A 22,494-nucleotide genomic window follows, 5' to 3' on the forward strand; every position below is an offset into this window, starting at 1 on the left:
TCTTAATTCGAGTACGAGGCATCGCTGTACACCGATTTTACTTCCCCTAAATAATACTATCTATCGCAACTTGGTATTACTTGAGCTTCGTAGCAGAACTCAATTAGCCAAATTGCCAGTAGTAATCGCTACGCTACGCAGGATATCGCCTTACGTTTTTGAAGAATTGGTACTTACTTGCTGCTTTGAACAGGGCTGGCAAGGTACACTGGTGACGGCGGGATAGATGGTCGAGTGTTGATTTTGGGAAAGCTTTATGTAATCCAGGTTAAGCGTTACGCTGATTACATTAGCCCAAAACACATCAAAGATTTCGTATGCTGTATTGAAGGAGAAGGAGCTAATGGTGGATTCTTCGTGCATACTGGCATAACTGGACAGTTATCAAAACAATTGATTCGTCGCTCCGACAAAATAATCTTAGTGAGCGGTCAGAAACTAGTAAATTTTGTCTTAGGTAAGCAGTTAAAAATAGTGGGAATAACAATACCAATTAAAACAGTGAACAGTTATCAGTGAACAACTAACCTATGAATGAGTTAATGGAAATATCTGATAACTGATAAGTTAGCGTCGAAACTGTAGATGCTCCCCGTTATCATCTGATTGTTGAGGGTTTATTTTCAATCTCTTCAGAATCGATGGTTTGTCATCTCTAATCAGTTGCCTAACGATGTTCATTTTCTCCTCAAAAGTCAATACTTTTGCATCAGTTGTAACACTCGTAAATAACTCGCTGACCTTTGCTCCTGTTACCTTTTCACCTTTGACATATTTTCCTACTTCCATAACTACTTCTGCCAATCTTTCAATATCTAAACCCTGAATCATCTGTTTGAGATGCAACTTTAATTCTGCTAGTAATGTTTTAGCTAAGGTTGACTCAGTAGCTGATTGCTCAACAGAGTTAGAGGTGGATAAAATAGCTCTCTTCTCTACATGAGATTGCAACTCAGTTGTCAATGCTGTTTCAAAGTCATTGAATGTACTTTTAGCAGTAACAAGTTGTTGATGAGATTGAGAAAGTTGTTCTGTTAATCCTAATATTGTTTGGGTCAAAGTAGACTCGATAGCTGATTGTTCAATATAATCAGATATTGACAAAATGGCTTTGTCTTGTGCATGAGATTGCAACTCAGCCGTCAATGCTATTTCAAACTCATTGAATGTACTTTTAGCAGCAACAAGTTGTTGATGAGATTGAGAAAGTTGCTCTGTCAATCCTAATACTGATTGGTTTAAAGCAGACTCGATAGCTGATTGCTCAACATAATCAGAGATTGACAGAATAGCTTTATTTTCTGCATAAGATTGCAACTCAGCCGTCAATGCTGTTTCAAACTCATTGAATGTACTTTTAGCAATGACAAGTTGTTGATGAGATTGAGAAAGTTGTTCTGTTAGCCCTAATACTGTTTGGGTTAAAGCAGACTCAATAGCTGATTGCTCAACATAATCGGAGATTGTATTTAAGAGTTGTCTGGTGGCTGGTTGTGAAGAATGGACATAACTTGCTTCTCTATTAAAAATTGTTGAATTTTGTCCGTTAACTTGTCTTGAGAGTTTCTCTGTTCGTTGACCTCGAAGCCCATCATCTGTAGAGCTTTGGTTAATTCCTGCAATATCGTCTCCATGCTCGAAGACTTTTTCGAGTTCAGCATCTCGGTTAATTGCTGCAAGAAATTCGCGTGACTCGCACTCATTTCGGTTAGTTTCTCGGTTTGACTCGTTTCTAATAACTTGATTAGTTCGCTCATCTGCTGGCTGTTGGTTTGTAACTGCTCGATTCTCTGGGTCAATTGCTCTATCTTCTCGGTTAGCAACTGTATCTGTGTTGGGTTGTTGTCGTTGGTTAAAGTCATGGGTTTGTACCTGTGGTTTATTTTGTAAAAGATAGGGAACAGGCAATGGGGAACAGGCAACAGTTTTTTCTATTTCCTCTTCCTTGTGTGTTGGTAAGAGATCCAATTTGTCATTCCCTGCTGCCCGTTCCCTGTTGCCTGTTCCCTCAAGTTGTATAGAACGTTGTTCTGGTGTCAGATGAGGCGGTGGTGGAAAAGCCGCACTCAACAAGCGTTGATTGTGCTGTTGCCAGTCTCTTAAACGCTTTGCTTCATGACTCAATTTCTCGTAAGCTAGTGGCCCACTTGCGACTATGAAATCATCAACACCTTTAGAAGGCCCTGGCAAGCTGACAACTTTTACTCTTGCTCCAGCTTCTTGTAACAATCTTCCAGTCACGGAAATATCTCGCTCGATATGGAGCTTAGTTTCAGGCTTGGTTTCGTAGTCAAAGCAGAACTTGAAAACTCTCCCTGGTGTGGCGAAAACCGCTAATTCCTCATGTAGGTAAGACTTACCGATTTTTTTACCAAACTCATCTTTGGGAGTTCGGTATCCCGATGAAATCCCAGGTAGCCCAATGGCAGCATGACCCTGACTCAACAGACTGGCTGCTTTTTTCGCGCCTTCTGCGATCGCACACGGGATGTTGTGCTTCCAAACACAGTACCAAAATCCTGATTGGCGATCGCTATCACTGGGGTTCACCTTGTGTTTGGAGTAAATGCGTTCGGCAATATCGTCAGGGACATCTAGCAAGAAGATACTTAATTCAACTTTTGGGGGATGCTCATATTTAATGAATTTCCCTTCAATTATTTGCCCAGACTCATCTTTTTTGGATCTTGGTTGATTTGGCTTGTAGCATCCCCATCGTTTAATCGGCGGTTTCTCACCTGGCTTTAAGTCAGCAAATGAACGCGCATCAACTCCAGCATCACACCACCAACCGCCAGCATCAAGATGTGAATATGCCCTTATAAAACCATCTGTTAGCCGTCCTGTATTTGTTCGATTCAGCTTTTCGCTGACCATGAGCCGTTCCCAGGCTTCATGCTCACCACCTGCATAGTTAAACTGAAGACTTTCAAAGTTCAATGCTGTAATATCGGGATGAATGGCACTATTTTCAAACTCTTGCCAATCCTTTGGTTCAATAAAATTGGGAATGTCTTTAGTATGATGTGGTGTCCAAAACGCTTCTGTTGGGACAGCAGATTTCAGTACTGGCTTAGAGAAAACCGATTCAACAGTATTATAATTTGGTGTCTCTTTCAAGACGGGCAAGACTTTCGGTACTTTTATTGATGAATCATGGCTTGTTGTTCGGCTAGATGCAACTGATTTCACAATTGGCCCGACATTTGGAGTAGATACTGTCGTCTCTTGTTTTAGTACTGGCTTCTCAAAAGGGGCACTTATATTTATAGTTATTGCTTGGTGCTGCTTGAAAGTCGATTTCTGAATTTGTTTTCGTAGCAATTCCAAAGCATTCTCTTTGGCTTTGGACTGTTGCGCCAACTCTACCAATCGCGTTGGATCTTCGGTGTAAATCTTTAATTCATGCCTTGCACGGCTGGCAGCAACATAAAAACTTTCCTGTCCCATAGTGAAATCTGCCGAAATTAACACCCGATCCGCAGTTTTCCCCTGACTACTATATGTTGTACTCACAAGGGCATAGTCTAAGTTTTGCGCCTGTGCCAAACTAATGTGTTCAGTACGCTCATCAGCATATTTAATCTGGACTATATTCAGGTCGATGGCTGTTACAGTAAATTCCTGCCCGTTGCGTCGTCCCAATTGCCGATCGTTTTTCTTCCATTGCAAGCGATCGCCCACAGCAATTTCAATCTGGTGACTCTGGTAAACCGCTTTCTCAAAAGCCGTGTCTACATCCATTACCTGACCATTATCACCAATTAGGGTCAACTTATCAGTAGTTCGACCTACCACTTCATATAATTTGCCTTTAGAAAGCCCCCGGCGTTTGTAATCCCGTGTCGGCATGACCACATCACCAATTTCAAAGTTATGGGCAAACCGCATCTGTACTTTTGTCAGATTTTTGGTTTGCAATTGGGTGATAGTTGCAGTTTCTCCCAAAGTTCCTTCACCCTTGAGCTTCGAGCGAATCGCTTGGGTAAGGGCAAGTCTTTCTGTATTTGTTCCAGCTAACACAAGAGTTTTGAGTCGCTGCTCTGGTGTCCCTACTATATAATCATTGGCGATCTGCTCTATTTTGGAAAAACTATCTATAGAAAGTATGGAACCGTTGGCTTCTAGTCGTTCAAAACCAGCTTCAATCCTGCCATCAGCAATTAAATCTACTGCTAATTTTAGTTGAGGGTCTTTTTGGCGCAACGATTCATTGAGGTGTGCGGTTTTAATTCCTGCTTGCTGCAAGGATTTGAAGGGATTACCTGCTGATACTGCTGACAACTGCCGAGTGTCACCGACTAAAATCACCCTAGCTTTAAGTAAGGTTGCTCTTTGTAGGAGTGCATGGGCATCCTTAGCACTGAGTAAACCCGCTTCGTCCACAATCCAGATTTGATTTGGTTCAATCTGTGGTGGTGGTTCCGAAACCAGTAATCGAGCAACAGTCTCAGACTGAATTTTTAACTCTTCGCTCAAAACCTTAGCAGCAGAGGAACTAGGGGCGAAGCCAATAATAGTGTAGCCGGCATCCCTTGCGATCGCTTTGAGTTCTTTAAGAGCAAAAGTTTTCCCAGCACCAGCTACTCCCTGCCATGCAATGAATTGGTCAGATGTAGTTGCAGCTAATTCTACCGCTTCCCGTTGCCCTTTGTTCAGTAAAGTATTCTCCAAGAGGCTTTCAACTACTTCCGGGTGCGAAATTGGGTTAACGTTGCCTTGTGTCTGCTGCATTAACTCTATTGTCGCCAACTCCCGCCGGACTGCTGTCATCGTTGTAAATTGATGAGTTAAACCTGGCAAGCCGATTAACTCCTGGTGGGATTTTATCAATGGCTCAATGGCTGTTACATCAGTGGCTAAACGTTCTTCTAGGACGAATTTTTCTAAGTCTTCCTGGGTAAATGCTACATTCCTTTCTGAGCAGTGAGCGATCGCTAAATTCAAAACGTGACTCAAATTCAAATCATTGGCTGGTACATTCTCCCAAGCTTCCCCAGGTTTGACAAAGGTAATTCCTAGCGCCGCTGCTTCTTCAACCCAGTAAGCTTTTAACTCTGACTCTGGTAACTTTTCCTTACGCTGGCGGGTATCATCCCAAATTTTCTCACGCTCTGCCCAACTTGAATTAGCCCCAGCAAGAGCGATTATTTGTTGCCGCCGCTTAGAAAAGGTTTCTAAATCTTTCTCCAAAAACCCTTTGATGTCAAACTGCCCGTGTTTGCGGAGTTCTATTTCATACCCAAGTTTGAGTACTTCACGCGCCAGATAACTTTGATACGCCATTCCTAAGAATTTCTTATTGGCGAATATCTCGTTGTTCCCCAAACTCAACCACCTACCATCTGGAGTTTGGGTCATGTTCATCAGCAAACAATGGGTGTGCAGATGTGGGTCTAAATCCCGGCTTTCGATGTGAGAGAACTGCGCGACGACCAAGTTACCAGTTTTAATTCTATGTCTGCCATTGTCCGAAGTCACTCTGGTATAGGCGTAACGCTGCTCTATTAGCTCCAGGGTTTCTTTTAGCGCCTGATCATGGGCATCGATTAACCGTGTATCCCCACCAACCAATGCCATCAAGCTCACACTTTTGGGCGCTGAAAATGTACAGTCTAATGCGGCTCTGCGTTCAAATCCTTTCCCCTTTTCTTTGACTACTCTGGCATTCAATACCTCACGACCATCAAGCGTAAGCCCCTCAATGATATTTTTAAAAGCTTCTTCGTCATCGACTGCCCCTGACAACCCCAACTTTTTAGCACCTTGACCACTCCAAAGCGACTTTCCTTGGTGATAGTAATTCTTGATGAAGTAGTTCACCGCCATCTCACTTGAGACGTTAGCCGCTGTTAGCATGGCTCACCTCTGCTATGGGGTTTACATAACTTAATGTTTGTGAAATTTCGCAATTGCCAATAACTATTGAATTCCTTGTTAATCACCGGCATCAAACTTACTTCTGTTTGATGTCGAGTTAAAAAAACTTGGTGAGACTTAGACTTCAACAATTTTTTATTCCTGATTGCTCATGCCATTTAATATAGCAAAAAATCGAGCATTCTTTCCGCCAAATATGGCGTACTGTGCGTCAGAAAAAGATGGATTCCAGGGGTTGTGGTTATTTAAGGTAATTACTAGATAATTGGGAGAATCCTTGAAAACATTGGGAAGTGTTGGGAAGTACTAGGAAGTCTTGGGAAGTCTTAGGAATTGTTGGAAAATATTAAGCTAATGACAATTTTGTGACTGGATGATGTTGAATAGTTGAAAAGGTAAGAAATGAATTGGAGATTTGAAAGATGTTGTTTAGATATTGGGAGATGTTGAATGTAATTGGTTAAAATTGGGAATTTGGAGATTTTGTGGAGATTTTCTCTCAGATTCACGAATTCATGAAAAGTCAAGAATTAGTGCCAAAACTGTAATCTTTCTTCGTAAATGTGGAAATAATCACGGTTTGAGCGGTTTATTTTGAGAGTAATTATCAATTAGATAGAGAAAAAAAGGGTCAAAAACAGGGAGAAATTTTCTTGTGGATTTAATGTTGAGTCTTGATCCGGGAACTTCAATGACGAAGATGGTTTATCGTGTTCTCTCGGAGATTCCGTACAAGTCAGAATTGCTGTGTATGGAACCAGAGTTAATTAAGATTTCCAAAGATTCGTTGGATTTATATGAGTCTGGGCAAATGAATCGGCCCAATCCAGAGAATGAAGCGTGGATAGAGTACAACGAAGAATATTATGCGGTTGGGTTTTTGGCACAAAAGTATTTTGAAGCGCGAATCAATTTTTTAGAACTCAAGTATGAGAACGCGATTCCAAAAACTTTGGCAGCAGTGGGGGCAATAGCGATTAGAGATTCTTTGAAGGCAAACTTTGATTTATCCTTGGGACTACTATTGCCTTATGGGGAGTGGGAAGATAGAGAGAGATTGGAGAGGGGTTTAAGTAAGGCACTGTCTAGCTTTAGCTTTCGAGGGAAACAATTTTGTATAAATCTGATTAACTTTCAGTGCTTGCCTGAAGGTGGGGGACTGATATTGACGCGAAGTAAAAAACTTGGCACAGATTTCAATAAAATGAACATTGCTGTGGTGATGCTGGGTTTTCGGGATATATCAGCCGTAATCTTTGAGCGTGGTATCTCAACTGGAAAGACGGAAGGACTGGGCTTGGCGTGGATGCTGGAGAGAATCAAAAGCCGAACATCAGGGCAAAACTTACATGATCTGTTAAAGGCTGTTCATCTATCAGGACCGACATTGAAACCGAGATACTGCAAACCTTTGGCTCGGAGCAAGAAGTCTGATTTTAAGGTTGAGGAGATAGCACAAATTATTGAAGTGGCTGACTTATCTCGTAAAGAATACTGGGAAAGGGTATCCACTTGGCTCAAGATTAATATTCCTGCCCATATTGAGCAAGTCATTATTGGTGGTGGAACGTCGGAATATTTAGGTTCGGAGTTGAAAAATTTGTTTACTCATACCGACATTTCATGGGCAGCAGAATTATCTGAGGATGTGCGTTTAGCTTTTAACCTGCCGATTAAAAAAGATGCCTTGTGCTTGCGTTTCACTGATGTATATGGATTGTTTCGTTACCAACACGCTACATTTCGTAATTCGTAATGACGCTCCTGCGTCGCTACCGCTACGCTCTAAGCGGAGCTATGCCGCAGGCTTTACGTAATTCGTAATAGTAATTTGCTTGTGAAGAGAGGAATAATGAAATGTTTTCAGATGTTGAGTTTCGCTTACGAAGTAGAGTTAAGGCTGATAGCTCCGAAGCGGTGGTAATTAAGTATCTAAATTCCAAGAATACTCTTTATCCTGCTAGGGATATGGCGATGATTGCCATTAGCAGTTATTGGTTGCCTTTAGCTTATCAAGCTATGGATCAATCAGTGGATTTAGAGCCACACATTCGTGCTTGTCTTTACCGCCTTCAACTCCACTCTTCATATCTGATGGGACTGCTGGGAGAAATCCCCTCTCAAGGAACGCCGATGATTGCAGTAGCCTCTAATCAATCACAGCCACTACAGCTAATACAATCATCACCATTACCAATATCCAAGACTTCAGTCAAAGAACCATTACAAATAGCCAGAACTCCTGTACCAGAAGAATTGGAGTCGGAAACTGACTGGTTAAATCCTTTTTAGGACTGACCATTTTTTGAATTGATTTGACGCATTGCTCCTTTCTTAGCATCTTTTTCATTAACGCAAATATCTCGTTTCAGGCTTTTTAACTAGGAGTGCATGATTATGTATCAACCACAAGAACTTTTTAACAACCTCTCACCATCCGAAATTAGCCGGACTTTACGCTTGAGTGGGATACCTGAAAAAGAGTTGTATACCGAGAATGATGCAGACAGGTTTCGTGAATGTCGCACCTTAATTGAGCAGGGTGGAAATGATGAGGAAGTAATGGCTCTATTATCTCCAATTGTTGACAATGCACTGTCAGAAACTCAGGGAAATTCCTCGTCGTCAACGAAGAATGGAGGGAAAAAACAAGGGAAAAAAGGCCAATTACCATTAGATATTACTGAATTACTAGTTATTGCTCGTGAAAGAGGCTATAAAATCGCACTTTCTCAGGCTTTATTAATTTTCCAAGTCTGCGGACTATCTGAGCAAGATGAGTATAGCCCAGATGAGTGCGAACGCTTTCTTGAAACCTACAAATCAATAAAAGAGCAAAACAAATCCTTTGAAGAAGTTGCAGCCAGCTTAACAACTCTAGGTAAAAGCGAAAATTCTCAACAATTAAAATTAGATGCAGTCATTGAGAATGTTAGTGAAAAAGCTGTAGCGGCAAGAGAAGATTTATCTAGCTTGATTGATAAAATTACTGCTGCTCAGGCTGAAGAAGCCCCAGAGTTAGTTCAATCACTTTACCTTAAAAATGTTGCACTGAAATTACAACAGAGCGATTCTGAAAATAACCTCTTCGCTCAATTAGAAGAAAGAATCATGGCTCGAATCGCCGAAAAAAAGCAGCAGAGGGCACAGTTATCTGGAGTGACTTGGGAGACGACACCCTTACCATCTTCTTCGCCCACGCCGATGCTGTCGCCCAACGCATTAGAGAATGGAACGAATACCGATTAAAACAAGAAATTGCAGCCAAAGAACGCACTATTTATATTCAAGTCGAAAAAGCCTCCGATGCTAAAGCCAATAAATTAGCTGCCCACAAGCTGGAAAAAATACAGGCATGGAACGAAGCACAACTAGAACGTCAAAAACTTCGTCAAAAACGCTTTGAACAGTTCAAAGGACTTGTTTTTTGGCTCGGTGGTTGGGTCGGTTCTGGCCGCTCTGGTATTTTCTTTTTTGGCTCTGCCATGTTAGCTTCTGCGACTTTTGCAGGAGTAACAATCATTAATCTGCCAACAAATCTTTCCTGTCCTGATCGCAAAAGTCCCTGTTATCTGGTATATCAAATGCGATTTAACAATAAAAGTGTGATTCTTCCACAACAGACCAAGGATATTATTGCTGAGTATGAGCGCAATAAGAGTAAACCTAAACGGCGCAGATAATTAATTTATTAGAAGAGAAAATACTGTTAATTCTTCTCTAAGCAATTTTTTTAGTCAGGTATAAGTCATTCCCTACAAGCTTTTGAAGCCATTGGATATCTGTATTTTTAGTCAGGTTTTCAAGTATGTTTTGTATTGCTCTGAGTTGCATTCCAGAAAGTCTAGATAGTCCTCAGCAGCGAAAGCGATTGATGCTTTTATCAAAGAGCTATGTGACAAGTAAACCTTAATATCTAGTAGCGGATTAGTTTTATGCAGGAGCAAAAGACGTTAGAAACTTATCAACAGGCGATCGCAATTTATGAAACTGCGATCGCTGCTTTACTTAACGATGCGTAACCGCCGTAGGTATCGCTTTTTTCACATATTCAGATAAAATCACTGTATTTGATGGATAAAAACTTTCTTTACAGCCTAACCTCACCGACTTTAATAGGAGGTGTCCTTATCGAAAGGTAAGCTGTCAGCATCCTCAAAGTTCCGCAGGTCTTGTTCCATCTGAATCCGGCGTTGGGCGTAGGTTCTGTTATCTTCAATCTTTCCTCTCATCTGCCATGCACCAAAATTAATACCCTTTTCTGCGTATTTAGCAGACACTTTGTTGTAATCATCAACCTCGATTTTCTTACGCCACTCAAGCTGTTCGAGGGCACTTTCACTGATACCAATTTTCTGAGCGTATTCTACATATTCAGATTTGAGAGAACCATCTGGGTTAAACTCCTTTTTTTCTTGTTCGCTGAAGAAATCGTAGGCTGTGTAAATTGGCCACGGCTCTGGATCAGTCTCGTCTAAGTGCTTCCACTCATCATACTCTTCTTTTACTCTACGAGCGTAGTCATCGACTGCTTCTGGATGTGCGCCAAGAGATAATTTTTGTTGTCTTACTTCATCTTTTAAAGTTCCATCTGCATTGAATTCTTCCTTATGCATATTTATCCAACGCTTAATTCTTGACATACAAACCTCTCAAGATATTAACCAAGTTCCATTAACTTCTTAAAACCATGACTCTGGAAATTAAACATTTTGATCCCAGGCTCAATCAATGGATTTATACAGATGAGCGTCAAACTATTTTAACTGAAAATCTCAGTAATACTTTACTGGAATTTTACTTTCCTGATAAAAAATTCTCCTTTGGACATTCAGATGAATACAGTACAGAGGAAGACTTAAAAAATCATCCAGATGGACATATCTTACTATTATCTTCAAAAACTCGCTTACTTTATGGAGAAAAGGAATGTTTAGAAACGATTCAAAAAATCTGTCCAGATAGTAAAGATCGGGGGGCTTATGGTTCCATCTTCCTTGGGGCTTGTAAAAATGCGATTCACGAAAAACTAAACATTCTGGTAGTAGATGATTCTACTGATAACAGGGGTGTAAATGGAGGGATATTATCGAATGATTTAGCATATAAATTAGTTGGCGATTGTTATGGGCAGATTTCAACACAGCTTTATGACAAAGTAACCTTAAGAGAATCCCAAGCAGATAAGAGCTATCGTGTAATTCAGCATCGATTTGGTTGGGTGGATGGAGTTGGAGAGGATACTACTAAATACCGTTTTGGCAAAGGAACACTCCGACCATACAGACTAGATAGAATAGAATATGCAGATCCTAAGAGCAAACCAAAAATAGACATAATTCTCCCCGTAAGCAGTTTTAAGGGAACAGACAAGGATAGACCCAAAGGCGCTACTAAACCGCAGATTCAACCAGGATTATATCAGCAAAATATTTGGTTAGCCGAAAAAGGACAATCTCAAAAAGGACAGATGTCTATCTCCCAATTGTTGGCATCTTTCCCTCATGGGCTTAAAGATTTTGCCGAAGAACTAGAGGTACAAGCTCAAAGATTAGTCTCTATTCAAGATGACCCAAGAATTGTTGCTGCTTACTATTGTGAAAGATATGAAAAACGTAAAGAATCATTGAGCCAAAATAAATTAGAAACAGGAGAAGTCACAAATATTGAAACAGATGTTAAAAACTTAGAGAGAAATGATGGCTTAGATGCAGATGAGGAGTTGGATGACAAGAGTACTAAAGATGACTTATTCATGTACAAACTCATTAAATCCGATTTACTTGGGCATCAGCAGTTATTAGAAACTGAGAAGGTCAAACAGGAATTAAATCGGTTTGTACAAAGTGAGTGGCGAGATATTGCTGTTGGGAAAACGCTTACTTTTGACCGAGGAATGATTATTCCCTCCAAGGAACTCAAAAATGGTGAAATTTGTATCTCTTGGCTTGATGAGCAAGAAAAAATTCTTAACTTCCGTTCTCCTTTCCTCAACTCTAATGGTTTGTGTGTTTCTAATAATAAATATGTTAAGGATCAGTTAGGGCCAGATGGTAAACCCTTAGAAGGCATAATTGTAGTCAATGACGAAGACCACAAGCGCATACAGCAAAGAATTACAGAGTTAGAAGCGCGAGGGGTCGATGTTGATTTTATCGACCCAGCAGAAACCGAATCAGAACGCCAAGCACGAGACTACGATGGTGACTGCATTGGTGTGGCAAGAGCTAGCTTATATCCTAATTTAACAGCAGAGGCAGAGCGAAGAAATCTTTCCCAAAACGCCTATTCGCCCACGGTTAAGCTCAAAAAACAATCATTTTATGATCCCACCGATGGAAGCCAGCCCCCATTTGAAAAAATAGCTATCCACATGAGTGATAGCATCAGCGTGGGCATAATCAACAATCAAGTGACGGCACTGGAGGCATTAGAATCAGAAATTGAGGTACTAAACACTTATGGTACTTTAGAACAAAAATCAGAATATTTAGAGCAAGTATCTAGCCATTATCAAAGTTTATTTGAACAGGAAGATGACCAGAAGCCCAAACCAATTAGAGCAGAGTACAAACCCTTCATGCAATCTGTTGTAGCTCTAGCGGAGAATCCTAACAGAACGCTAGATATTATTGAACAGGCAATGGATGTTAACCGCCTGATGTACCGAGAAATGATTGGTGAAGGATGTTATCAGAATCAAATAGCGGTTGATTTATTCAAAAGTGCTAAAAAACCGGAGATGGATAAAATCCGGGAAAACAGCCGCTACTTGTATCGTGATGTTAATTATATTAAAGATAAGAAATCTTCGTCAGTTTATTTAAACACGGGGATAACACCAAAGGGCTACTCCCCAGTAGAATTATTGATTAGCCAAACTAATAAATATTTCCAAGAATCACAGTTAGAATCGCGTCCCATAGTCCAGTTTAAAGACTTATTCAAAGGAGTAGAATTTACACCACAGCAGAAATTTGCAGCGATCGCCGCCAAATACGAATTTGATCTGAAGTTCAATGCTGCGGTTCGTGCCTCAAGGCGGCGAGAAACAGAGTCTGGCCCTAGCACAATTATTCAAACGAATTCAGGAACGCAACTCGAAATTACCAACCTCACCCGCTACGGGCATCCCCTAATCTGGAAAGCCCAGACACTTAATATTCGCTTAGATGAGATTAAATTCACAAACAGTGAACGCCCCCATAAATTATTAGCAGTTGCACAGATAGATGACGAGGTTGGGTCAGATGGAAAACCCGCTTACCGCAACCTGGGGACAGTTAGCCAACAATCTGTGACTGACCACAACCTCAAGGCGGGGATGACCATGCAGGGAGCTAAACTCTTAGAACTAAAACCAGAACTTACTAGAAGCCAAACTAAACTACTCTTTACCTTGGCAAATGATGCAGCAGAAGCATTTTATGCGAAAATCCCAGAGTCAGAAAAACTTGCATCCGCCGCCGCCGCTTGGAACATCTGTGCATCCCGCCAGGATGAACTCGAAGTTGCAAGAAAAGAAAACGCAAACCCCCAAGCGATCGCTAAAAAAGTCTCTAATTTTGCCTTCGCTGCTTTCCCCAATGAGATTATCTCCCGCTTGGAGAAACTGCAATTTAGCGAACCGAAGTTAGTCACACTTTCGGATGAAGCGAATCAATTTTTGGGTCGAGACTGGAACGCTCATGAAAAACACGCGATAGAAATTAGGGCTAGCCACCACCCACCGGGACACGAACGCCACGTTTCCAGATTGTTATTTGTCCAGGATAGTGACGGCGAATATAAGGAATTCGCCATGCTGGAGACAAGAACTGGAATGTTACCAATTGGTACGAAAGCACAAGCCAGTATGGTTGGGGTAGAACCTGCTACTGCCAAAGCAACTATTGGGCTGCCAGGAAATGAACCCATTGACATTACCATCCGCGAACTTAAAAACTTCTCTTATGCGGGACAGGTTTTTAATGCCGAACCGGTTAACTTAGAATTTGGCACTGTGCCGATGACTGATAAAACAGTAAAAATTAAGTTAGATGGTAAAACATTAGGGGAGTTAGACAGCGATTCTGTCCAGCAGTTAAAACAAGTTGATTACTTAAAAAATGGTAATCCCCTAAAATTAAAGCTCACGTCAATCTCTGAAACAGGAGATCAAGCTTTTGTCCTGGGTGAATCTCCCAATGGTAATCTCCTCAAAATCAATAAAATCAACTTTTATGATTTTTCTGGTCAGTCATTTTCGGATCGAGATTACCGAAAACTGACTATCGAAACGCCACCTTTAAAAACTAGAGATGCTGTATTTTTAAATGGTGAACCCTTGGGGGTATTACATTTCAAGAAAGACAAAGATGCGCTCAGACAGCTTGGACTACTCAAAACTGGACAACTTACACCCGCTCCCGCGATCATTGAAAGTAATTTCTCTGTGATTTGCGCTCAAATGGACTCTAATACCGTTGAATATCCCCAGAAGTGGACGAAGGAATTTCAGGTTTTTGGGACTCAATCGGTTAATTCTGAACAACAAGACATGATTGAGAGTAGTGGGAAAATTCTACATCATATTAAAGAGCGTCCTACTTTCTTATTTTCGACAGAATCAAACAAAAAACTTGGAGTCATGGGCTTGGCTGTTGACAACCAGAAAGCTGAGACTGTGACTAAATGGTTAACTGCTCAAAAAGTTGAATGGCAGCAAGTACCAACAGAAGATGTTATCAGGGAAACCAAAAAAGGTCTAGCAGTATTTCACTTGGTTGATAGCTCCATCCCTGCCAAAACTTTAGAGAGCATGGCCAAGAAATTTGGGGCTGTGATTGAAACGGATAGTGAGTATCAACAAAGGGTTAATTCCCTCGCCACACGACCGCAGTTTTTGAAACCACCAGAACAAACAGCACAATCCCCACCTAACCAATCAACTCTATTACTCTCCACTACTCCTTTTACACCAGACATTAGTAATGGTGCGAAAACCGAACCTCTAAGTGTAGAGAAGCTCCCGACAGTCACTATTGATGACTTGAGAAATTGGTACAATGTCGCAGATAAGTTAGGGAAGCCGGAGAATTACAAAAAACGCATTGTAGAAGTGGCCAATCAGTTTAAAGCTGGTGAGCAATTATCAGCCGAAGCGTTGACAGTAATGAATAAAGATAAATTTGAACTTGAAGCCATCAGTCGGTTGACTCAAATTGCTCAAAGGATTGGCATGGTTTTGGGACAATCTCAGCAAGATGGTTTCACTGAAGTTAAAGGCAAGGTTTATGACCTCAGCTTTAACACTGAGCGCAAAGATTTGACTATCCAACAGAAAAATGGAGATGTAGTTTTAGGTGTTCAATCAGGCAAAGTGCATACCTCACGAGTCACGCCTGAAATTATAAAAACTTTTGAAGGAGCTAACTCTCTTCTTGACAAGACTTACTTTTCTTATCAAGCCCAGTCAAGAGAAATTCATAGATAATATAGGAGCAACGCGATTTTGTGAGAATTATGCGTTCTAGGCAGTTCTTACAGTAGGAGTAAAAATAAATCCAGTAACTTTTATGAGTCAAACACAATCGGAACTAAAGCTACTGACCTTCGATGAATTTATCGAATGGTATCCAGAAAACTCAGAAGTACGTTATGAATTACATGATGGGGTGATTGTGGAGATGCCAAAGCCTAAAGGGGAGCATTCTGATTTGGCTGGTTTTTTGATTGAAGAATTACTGATCACAATTAGAGAGATGGGTAAGCGCGGTATCTGGACTATACCGAAAGAATCGATTATTAAACCATACCGAGACAAATCAGGGTACGAACCGGATATTATTGTTTTAAATCAAGAAACTATTGATACTGAAACGCGCTGGAAGAAAGAATCAGTTATCCATAATGCTAGTTCGGTCAAACTAATAGTTGAAGTAGTGTCAACCAACTGGCAGGATGATTATTACGATAAGCTTCGTGACTATGAAGCTATGGGTATACCTGAATATTGGATTGTGGATTATGCAGCTTTGGGTGGACGTGTATTTATTGGTAGTCCCAAAGTTCCGACTATTTTTGTCTGTGAACTTATTGATGGCGAATATCAAATGACACCCTTTAGAGAAACAAACCTTATAGTGTCTCCTACTTTTTTGCAGTTGAATCTAACCGCACAACAAGTTTTTGACTCGGTGATTTAAACTTTTTAGAGTTCAAAAAATTGTCAATGCAAGATTTTTAAACCTTACAGCGCTTTCGGCTATTATGCAATATAGTTTTCTCCTTGCCCCTCTCCCAATACTTGTCGGTTAAGGGGGAAAGGGGAAGGGGAAAAAGGAAATAAAAACCTTTAACCCAAACCCAGTAACCTTTTCCCAAAACCAAATTCTGAGTTGAAAATGCAAAACCCGATAGGAATTTACGCAAAACAAGTGTAAATTCCACTTACCACCCTTAAAGCTAATTCCCCATCTTTAGCGTGTTGCCAACTTCCTGTGACGGTTACAAATCAAAATCAAGGTTGAATGTTTCTCCTGAAGAATCTTCTTCTTTCTCCTCTGGAAATGGAGTTTGAGTCCAAGACGTGAGTTGGTTTGATTCAGTATTAATAGGTGAGTCAGGTAAAAGTTGTGCAGGTAATCCAGCCTTGATAAAAACAAAATAGCAATCAACTATAAAGTAAAGCGTGTCCAGGTAACTTTTATCTAGTTTTTGCGATTCTGCAAATATGCGCTCTCGGTAATTATCTTTGAGGCGAACTTTTTCCGGTGCTAAGTCTTTTTTATCTACCATTGTTATAACTTTACTTAAAAGATGTAGTAGTTGGGTTCTTACTGTTAATGGTTTTTGCCATCTCTAAAAGCCCAGAGACATTGGCTTCTACCGGATTTTCGAGGATTTTGAAGCCGTTTTTCTCCAGCAGCTTCTTAAATCCTGGTAAGAGGCAACCTCCACCAATCGCCCAGATTTCATCCCCTTGGTGCTTGGCATCAAGTGTCAGATTCACCACTTTCTTCAAGTATTTTTCATACCAATCTTTCAAAGAAGCACTGTATATATCTTTGATATCGATGTCACGGCTGTACTTGGTATGTCCCATCTCTAGACAAAATCGGATTTTGGATGGATCTCCGATTTTTCCGCCATTCAAATGTTTCATCTTTTGGGATATATCATCGATGAGAACTTCTACACCGATGGGGTAAGCAGTGTGAACTTCTCGCTGACCCCGGTTGTAACGAGAATAGAGAGTCGTTCCATTGCCAAAGTCTAAAATGGTTAATTTTTTGGGTAGTGGATGCCCAAATAATGCACCCATACCCTCTAGTACAACTTTCAGCACTTCTACTTTCACGTCTGATTGCTTGCCAGCAAGTATTGGCTGATATTCTCCATTGAGTACTTTTTGTAATTCTTCAGCCAGACCGACATCATGTAAGCTAACAACTAATTTTAAGTGCCAAGCCTTACGGTGTGGGAGATGTGCCAATGCACCCAATAAAGTCAACAACGCATTATTGACTTTATTTTCATTATTGTCTGTGTTGCGGTCAAAATAATTCCCTGTCCGGTAAGCAGACTCTCCGACTGTGTAAGCAGTGCCGTTAAAAACTACTCGTCCGGGTACATCTTCCATCTCGGCATTGGTTATATAGCTGGGGACACGAACCACTTCAAACCCTTCGACTAAAAGTTTTAGGCTTCCGTAACCGTTATCGAAACCCGCCGGAAAAATTTTTTGCAACGTGTGAATGTTTGGCATAAATACAAAGGTAATACACTTTGAGAAAGTGAAAATTATCTGTTCAAGTGATCTGCAAGGGCAAGAAAAAGAAGAATAAAATAACTTCCCCCTTCTTTCCTAATCTCAAGAGCTTATCATAACCCCTTGGGGGCTAAATGGGGTACAAAATGTTAAACAGTCAAATGTACCCCATTTAGCACCTATATATACCCTATATAGGGGTCAAGATGTTACCAAAGTCCTGAGCTATTGTTGGGGTACACACAGCCCCCATATAGCCCCCATAAATTTTTTTGAAATCTTTTTTATCAACGCAGCAGAAATTAATTTAGATCATCGTTGACTCTTTGATTTATACTTTAATATCAATTTTTTGTTGAAAAGCAATTCAGTTTTGATCTTTAACTTCTTGCTGAATACGTAACTTAGGGTCACTACTTGCTGACAGGTTCAGCTTTCTCAACTGAATTATCATTCACACCCAAAGTTAATTCCAAAGGAATTTTTTGGGGATAAGCTTTTACTACTTGCCGATAAACATCATAATTAGTAGGTAGTGCCTTCTGTAAATTACCCACTCCGTAGGTCAGTTTGTACTGAACATCTTTCATCAATTCAGGTTTGCCTGCCTCTTCTTGAGATTTTTTACGTTGTTCAACTTCATCAACACTTGGCCGCGGAGGTAAAGTAGGCCACCATAGCCCTCTGTCATCTGGGCCAACAACTGCTCCTGCCGGTTTTAATCCATTCCGATTCATCACTGAAGTATTCGTAAAGGTTTCAATGCGTGGTTGTGGTTGACTAGTTAGGTTATTAGCATACTTGACTTGCCAGGAGTAACTGGTGAGTGCTGTAGCTTCATACTGTTCAGCAGTAGTAGTGCTGCAACTAGTTAGTGTCAGTGCCGTTAGTGCAGTTATTATTGAGGGTAAAAATCTCATTTGCATTATCAATCGTAAATATCTTTCACCAATCACTCTTGAAGAGGGAGTGTGCCATCATTCCTGCCAAGGTGAAGGAATCGCTGTTGTTGAAAGTACTTCCCTTGCTTCCAGCCTAATCGCTGTTTGCTCACATCTGGGGCATTTTACCTTTGCGAAAATCACTGAAGGTCGTCCTTTGTACTCGCCCATTACGGGATCTCCGGTGTACTCGCTGATTATCCCCTGCTTGCAGTGATAGCACTCGAATATCACACGCCCTACCTCCGAGTTGCAATCCAGGAATTGCATGTGCTGACAGGGTTCTGGCGGTAATTCTTCTTCTTCATCGCTCTTTGTCAATTGACCCTGTTGCTTGGGCTGTTGCGGTAATTTGGATTTTCTCTTGTCAGCAGAGGTACGTTTGGCTTTACTTTTCTCTAAATGTTGCGGTTTTTCAGCAGCGTTTGTCTTTGACCTTACAAGAGGTATCACCTCTGCTTGGGCTGGCTGCTCAACTGACGGCAGATCATCACTGGGAGTCATGTCAGGCTGATAGGTTGGCTGCTGTTTCTCTACTGGTTTATAAGCAACAAGGTCAAGCTTTGGGCTTTGGTCGTTGGGTTTTGGCTGTTGTTTAGGTGGCTTGGGCGATCGCTCGGTAGACTTCATCAGAACTTTCTTTCCTGAACTTTAGCAAATGAGTGTATTTTAACTAGCAGTTCACCTTTTAAACATTTTTACTAAGTCATAGATGAGTTTATGCACTAAAGCGTATAGTTGCCACTATTCATCAGCTTTTCCCACCAACTCTTCTAGTTGAGAGAGTAGTTTATCTAACTTCGCTCGTTTGTTGGGATCATTCCAAACAGATGTTTTTTTAAGTTGTTTTCCGATTTTAGAATACCTCTGAACATAGATTTTAGTAGGTGGATTGTCTTGTTCAATGACATTGAGTTCCTGGATTTTTTGCTTAATTTCTCTGAAACTCAAGTTTTGGGATACTGCTAGGTTGAGCAAGGTTTTTCGCTGTTCTTCATTTTTAACTTGTGCGATCGCTCTAGCCTTTGTAAACTCTATTTTACCTTCACGGAGTGCTGTCAAAATATCAATAGGCAGATTTAGCAATGGTAAACGACTGGTACGAAAGGATTCTGACGAAAATTTTCCTAACCCAGATAAGACTGATTCGATAACTTGAAGTTGGAGGAAAACGTTTTCCTCCAATTGTTGATGACGGTTTTTTGCGTGATTAGCACGATTCAGTATAGAACTAACCTCTTCGGTGCTGATCTTGAGTTTGAGTGAAATCAGCTCAAGAATTGCCTCCGTTTCTTCAACTGGGTTAAGATCCTCACGTTGGAGGTTTTCTATAAGAGCAATTTGGAGAGCTTGTTGATCGTCTAAGTCTCTAAAAACGACAGGAAGCTCACTCAATCCAATTTCCTGGGCTGCTCGATATCGCCTTTCTCCAGCAACTAACTCATAAGTCCCATTTTTTAATGGACGAACTAGTAAAGGTTCTAGAATCCCATGATCTTTAATTGATTGGACTAATTGAGATTGCTTGTCTGGAGCAAAGTAACGACGGGGTTGCTTGGCAGGAAGTTTAATTTGTTGAATAGATAATGTTTGAGAAGATTCGACACTTTTTGGATCAGTGATGAATTTTTGGGCAATGGAGGCAGAGAGTCCTTGAGTTAGTGATTGTCTTGGTTTATTCATTCAAAACCTCCAAGGATTTTTTGAATAATTGTTCAATTTCACGTCTAGCGATTCCGGCTGTTGATCCAGGTAAATCAAAGATAGTAGAATTTTGTCCATAGCAGTCGGCGATGATCTGTCGTTGATGAAGTACATTTTCTAAAACGGTGACATTTGGCATTAATTGAAGTACTTCTACTGCTTCATCTTTCAATTTAGTTCCTTTAACTGCACGATTAACAAACATTACGGCTTTAGGTTCTCCTCGCCGAATCCTTTGCGCTTGTTGAATCAAATGTACAGTATCAGAAGCACTTTCAAGGTCAATACCAGCAGGTTGGCATGGAATAATTGCTAAATCAGCAGTTAAAACTAATGCTCTGGTTGTTTCAGAGAGAGCGGCAGGCCCATCAGCAATAATCCATGTATATGATTCATTTAGCTTAGGTAACTCATCCAATAGTGCATCAGGCGCTTGAATAATCTGACAAGGAATAACTTGTTCTAATCGTTTTAGCCACTTAGAAGATGAGCATTGAGCATCAGCATCTACAAGTAGCACTGATTTACCTTGTTTTTGTAGCCATCGTGCAAGATGAACAGAAACTGTTGATTTACCTGCTCCTCCTTTTTGATTGATAATTGCGATGATCGGCATAAGTAGGATCTAAATTACACAGTATAGTTTATGGTAGATTTTTAGCTTATACAGGCTTTCAGGCAAAAGAAGCAGGCATCAAACAGCAAGATATATATAAGTATCAGTGTTCACAAGCAGAACTTCTGAAATTCTCCTTTATATTCAAGTTGAACTTAAAAATTCATATCAATTTAACACGATTGCAAAAATCCCATCTTCTTTGCAGATTGCCTATATCTTGAAGAATACTACTCAAACAAATAGTTTCAATAGGTAGCTTCTCAATTTATCTTGATTTATCTCATTCATTAAGTTTTATGCCCAGCCCAACTACCGACTCAGTTCGCTCCTACCTAAAAGAAATCGGTCGCTATCCTCTGCTGGCTCCTGAGCAGGAGATTACATTGGCCAGGCTTGTACAGCAGATGATGGCGGTTGAGCAGCAACGGCAAGCTCTTGTACTCCAACTTAACCGACAACCAAGTGATTTGGAATTAGCTACATCGCTTGGGCAAAACGTAGCTGAACTACAATCAGTCGTTCAACAAGGCCAAAAGGCCAAACAGAAAATGGTGACAGCTAACCTGCGGCTGGTGGTTTCTGTTGCCAAGAAATACCAGAACCACAATTTAGAATTTCTCGATTTAATTCAGGAGGGTACACTCGGTTTGCACAAAGGGGTAGAGAAATTCGACCCTAACCGAGGCTATAAACTATCGACTTATGCTTACTGGTGGATTCGTCAGGAAATCACACGTGCAATTGGAGAAAAATCTCGTACTATTCGATTGCCAATTCATCTAACCGAAATACTTAATAAAATCAAGAAAGTACAGCGAGAAAGCTTTCAAAAACTTGGTCGTCATGCTACTGTCAGCGAAATTGCTGAAGAATTAAATTTAAAGCCTAACCAGGTTCGAGAATATTTCAGTGTCTCGAAACAGCCAGTTTCTCTGGATTTGCGTGTGGGAGACAACCAAGACACTGAGCTATTGGATATCTTACCTGATGAGAGCATGTCCTCAGACGAACGGCTCACTAAGGAACTGTTGCACCTCGATTTAAATAATCTGCTGGCATCCCTGCCCCCTATACAACGCGAAATACTAATTCTACGTTTTGGGCTAGAGAATGATCATCAACTGAGTTTGACTGAAGTCGGCTTACGCTTAAACTTGAGCCGAGAACGAATCCGTCAGCTTGAGCATAAAGCTTTAGCAATTCTGCGTCGTGAACAAAGTGGCATAAAGGAGTATCTTAATTGATTAGAATTAACTCGCGCTGAAGTTGTCGAATAGGAGAGTATGAGCAAAACCCGCTACTCCAAAGACTGGAAACAAATCGCCACTGCTGTAAAAGATGCCTCCGATTGGCGCTGTACTAAGTGCGATCGCCTCTGCTTGCGCCCTGGCGAGAAACCATCAGAGCTAACTTTATCCCAACGTCGGGTTCATAACCTTCAGGTTCATCATTACAACTTCGACCCATCTGATAACCGAAAAGAAAACTTAGGCTGTCTTTGCAGTGACTGCCATCTCTACTATCACCGATTTAGGCGAGGCAATATTTCACCTGGGCAATTGTCACTGTTTTAATCAAATGATGCATGAATATATTGA

General features: G+C 40.8%; 17 protein-coding genes and 1 pseudogene. 10 read left to right on the forward strand and 8 right to left on the reverse strand.

Going from position 1 to position 22,494, the window contains the following annotated elements:
- Positions 1-226 (forward strand): annotated as a pseudogene (locus GNF10_RS37860) (hypothetical protein); the annotation flags it as partial.
- Positions 227-234: 8 nt separating this feature from the next.
- Entirely contained in the window at positions 235-519 is a 285-nt protein-coding gene (locus tag GNF10_RS13330) for a restriction endonuclease (RefSeq protein WP_185582381.1), read from the forward strand.
- Positions 520-567: 48 nt separating this feature from the next.
- Here the strand turns inward: GNF10_RS13330 and mobF are convergent, their stop codons facing one another.
- Positions 568-5,859, reverse strand: coding sequence for a MobF family relaxase (gene mobF, locus GNF10_RS13335; protein ID WP_185607162.1), 5,292 nt, complete (start codon positions 5,857-5,859; stop codon positions 568-570).
- A 685-nt stretch (positions 5,860-6,544) separates the two neighbouring features.
- Here mobF and GNF10_RS13340 point away from each other — a divergent pair.
- From GNF10_RS13340 to GNF10_RS13355, 4 genes are all read left to right on the forward strand, one after another.
- The gene (locus GNF10_RS13340) at positions 6,545-7,636 is read left to right on the forward strand and encodes a ParM/StbA family protein (protein WP_260446107.1); all 1,092 of its coding nucleotides are present in this window, start codon (positions 6,545-6,547) and stop codon (positions 7,634-7,636) included.
- A gap of 101 nt (positions 7,637-7,737) precedes the next feature.
- Entirely contained in the window at positions 7,738-8,172 is a 435-nt protein-coding gene (locus tag GNF10_RS13345; protein WP_185584330.1) for a hypothetical protein, read from the forward strand.
- A 105-nt stretch (positions 8,173-8,277) separates the two neighbouring features.
- A complete protein-coding gene (locus GNF10_RS13350; protein WP_185584331.1) occupies positions 8,278-9,129 on the forward strand; it encodes a hypothetical protein in 852 nt (283 codons plus the stop codon).
- Positions 9,045-9,563, forward strand: a complete 519-nt coding sequence (locus GNF10_RS13355) for a hypothetical protein (protein ID WP_185584332.1) — start codon at positions 9,045-9,047, stop codon at positions 9,561-9,563. Before GNF10_RS13350 ends, GNF10_RS13355 begins: the two co-directional genes overlap by 85 nt.
- A 429-nt stretch (positions 9,564-9,992) precedes the next feature.
- On the opposite strand, the gene GNF10_RS13360 is transcribed toward GNF10_RS13355, so the two are convergent.
- Entirely contained in the window at positions 9,993-10,523 is a 531-nt protein-coding gene (locus tag GNF10_RS13360; protein WP_185584333.1) for a hypothetical protein, read from the reverse strand.
- Positions 10,524-10,570: 47 nt separating this feature from the next.
- Between GNF10_RS13360 and GNF10_RS13365 the strand changes: the two genes are divergently transcribed.
- Together GNF10_RS13365 and GNF10_RS13370 are read left to right on the forward strand one after the other, a co-directional pair.
- Positions 10,571-15,355, forward strand: coding sequence for a hypothetical protein (locus GNF10_RS13365; RefSeq protein ID WP_185607163.1), 4,785 nt, complete (start codon positions 10,571-10,573; stop codon positions 15,353-15,355).
- A gap of 82 nt (positions 15,356-15,437) precedes the next feature.
- Positions 15,438-16,067: a Uma2 family endonuclease gene (locus tag GNF10_RS13370; protein ID WP_185584335.1), complete on the forward strand. Its 630-nt coding sequence runs from the start codon at positions 15,438-15,440 to the stop codon at positions 16,065-16,067.
- 301 nt (positions 16,068-16,368) lie between these two features.
- On the opposite strand, the gene GNF10_RS13375 is transcribed toward GNF10_RS13370, so the two are convergent.
- The 6 genes from GNF10_RS13375 to GNF10_RS13400 all read right to left on the reverse strand — a co-directional run bounded on the left by GNF10_RS13375 (position 16,369) and on the right by GNF10_RS13400 (position 20,893).
- On the reverse strand, positions 16,369-16,659 hold the full coding sequence (locus GNF10_RS13375) for a hypothetical protein (RefSeq protein ID WP_185584336.1): 291 nt from the start codon (positions 16,657-16,659) through the stop codon (positions 16,369-16,371).
- A 10-nt stretch (positions 16,660-16,669) separates the two neighbouring features.
- Entirely contained in the window at positions 16,670-17,629 is a 960-nt protein-coding gene (locus GNF10_RS13380; RefSeq protein WP_185584338.1) for a ParM/StbA family protein, read from the reverse strand.
- Positions 17,630-18,045: 416 nt separating this feature from the next.
- A complete protein-coding gene (locus GNF10_RS13385; protein ID WP_260446302.1) occupies positions 18,046-18,552 on the reverse strand; it encodes a hypothetical protein in 507 nt (168 codons plus the stop codon).
- Between the two features lie 57 nt (positions 18,553-18,609).
- Positions 18,610-19,203 carry a hypothetical protein gene (locus GNF10_RS39290; protein WP_311774155.1) on the reverse strand — a complete coding sequence of 198 codons (594 nt, stop codon included), beginning with the start codon at positions 19,201-19,203 and terminating at the stop codon, positions 18,610-18,612.
- A gap of 114 nt (positions 19,204-19,317) precedes the next feature.
- Entirely contained in the window at positions 19,318-20,256 is a 939-nt protein-coding gene (locus tag GNF10_RS13395; protein ID WP_185583238.1) for a ParB/RepB/Spo0J family partition protein, read from the reverse strand.
- Positions 20,249-20,893 carry an AAA family ATPase gene (locus GNF10_RS13400; protein ID WP_094345073.1) on the reverse strand — a complete coding sequence of 215 codons (645 nt, stop codon included), beginning with the start codon at positions 20,891-20,893 and terminating at the stop codon, positions 20,249-20,251. The genes GNF10_RS13395 and GNF10_RS13400 overlap by 8 nt, the downstream gene beginning before the upstream one ends.
- A 299-nt stretch (positions 20,894-21,192) precedes the next feature.
- On the opposite strand from GNF10_RS13400, the gene GNF10_RS13405 reads away from it, so the two are divergent.
- Both GNF10_RS13405 and GNF10_RS13410 read left to right on the forward strand, forming a co-directional pair.
- Complete coding sequence (locus GNF10_RS13405; protein ID WP_185583236.1) at positions 21,193-22,140, forward strand: RpoD/SigA family RNA polymerase sigma factor; 948 nt, start codon at positions 21,193-21,195, stop codon at positions 22,138-22,140.
- A 39-nt stretch (positions 22,141-22,179) separates the two neighbouring features.
- Positions 22,180-22,470 carry an HNH endonuclease gene (locus GNF10_RS13410; protein ID WP_185607165.1) on the forward strand — a complete coding sequence of 97 codons (291 nt, stop codon included), beginning with the start codon at positions 22,180-22,182 and terminating at the stop codon, positions 22,468-22,470.
- The last annotated feature ends 24 nt before the right edge of the window (positions 22,471-22,494 follow it).

This window comes from Nostoc sp. UCD121 (assembly GCF_014222285.1).
In the GTDB taxonomy this organism is placed as follows: Bacteria; Cyanobacteriota; Cyanobacteriia; order Cyanobacteriales; family Nostocaceae; genus Nostoc.